Here is a 1100-nt window from a genome sequence, read left to right as displayed (position 1 = left end):
GCCCGGAACCGCCCGCCCCGTGCCCGGGCGGTTCCGGGCTCCTCCCGTCGCCCCCACGGGGGGTCCCCCGTGACGGTGCCCTCCCCGCGCGCCGCCGATTCGGCCGTCGTTTCGCCGCCATACTGTCCGCGGCAGGCGGCGTGCCGCGCGGATCGGAACGGAGACGGGGGTTCGGAAGGGGCGATGGCGGATCCCGGGCTGATCCACGGACGGTACGAACTGCTCGAGCAGATCGGCCGGGGCGGCATGGGGCGGGTGTGGCGGGCCCGCGACCGGATCCTGGACCGACGGGTCGCCGTGAAGTGCTTCCGTCCCGACCGCGGACCGGGGGAGGACCCCGCCGCCCCGCACCCCCTGTGCGAACGGTTCCGCCGCGAGGCCCGGCTCGCCGCCGGCCTGCAGCACCACAACATCACCGTCGTGCACGACTTCGGGGAACACGACGGGTTGCTGTACCTCGTCATGGAGTTCCTCGACGGTCGCAATCTGGGGGAACTGCTCACCGACCGCGCCGGTGTGCCCCTGCCCCACGGGGAGGTCGCCGACATCGCCCGGCAGGTCGCCGCGGCCCTCGACCACACGCGTTGTCGGGGGATCGTGCACCGGGACCTCAAACCCACCAACATCGTCCGGTTGACCGACGGGACGGTCAAGGTGTGCGATTTCGGCATCGCCCGTCCCGCCCGTGACATCGACCCCGGGGCCCGTCTCACCGTGACCGGGATGGCGATGGGCACCCCGCACTACATGTCGCCCGAGCAGATCTCCGGCGGGGTGGTCGACCCGCGCAGCGACCTCTACTCCCTGGGGTGCGTCCTCTACGAACTGGCCACCGGCAGTCCCCCCTTCGCCTACGACGACCCCTGGGCCGTGCTCGTCGGCCATCGGGACGCCGCCCCCGAGCCGCCCCACCGGCTCCGCCCCGACCTTCCCCTCGGCCTGGAGCGTCTGATCCTCGACCTGCTCGCCAAGGTCCCCGACCACCGTCCGCTGGACACCGTCGACCGGGCCGCCCGGGTTCTCGGGCGCTCCGCACCCTCCCGGCCCCCCGTCCGACGGCTGATCCGGCACCCGGGGGCCGGCTCCCCGCGGACCGACGC

Annotated in this window: 1 protein-coding gene; it reads left to right on the top strand. The window is 74.1% G+C overall.

Annotation, left to right across the window (positions count from 1 at the left end):
• Positions 1-183: 183 nt before the first annotated feature.
• On the top strand, positions 184-1100 hold a 917-nt coding region (locus FOE67_RS26540), incomplete at its 3' end, for a serine/threonine-protein kinase (protein ID WP_182667363.1).

The organism is Streptomyces calidiresistens (genome assembly GCF_014141525.1).
In the GTDB taxonomy this organism is placed as follows: Bacteria; Actinomycetota; Actinomycetes; order Streptomycetales; family Streptomycetaceae; genus Streptomyces; species Streptomyces calidiresistens.
This window is presented reverse-complemented; position numbering and strand designations above follow the sequence as displayed.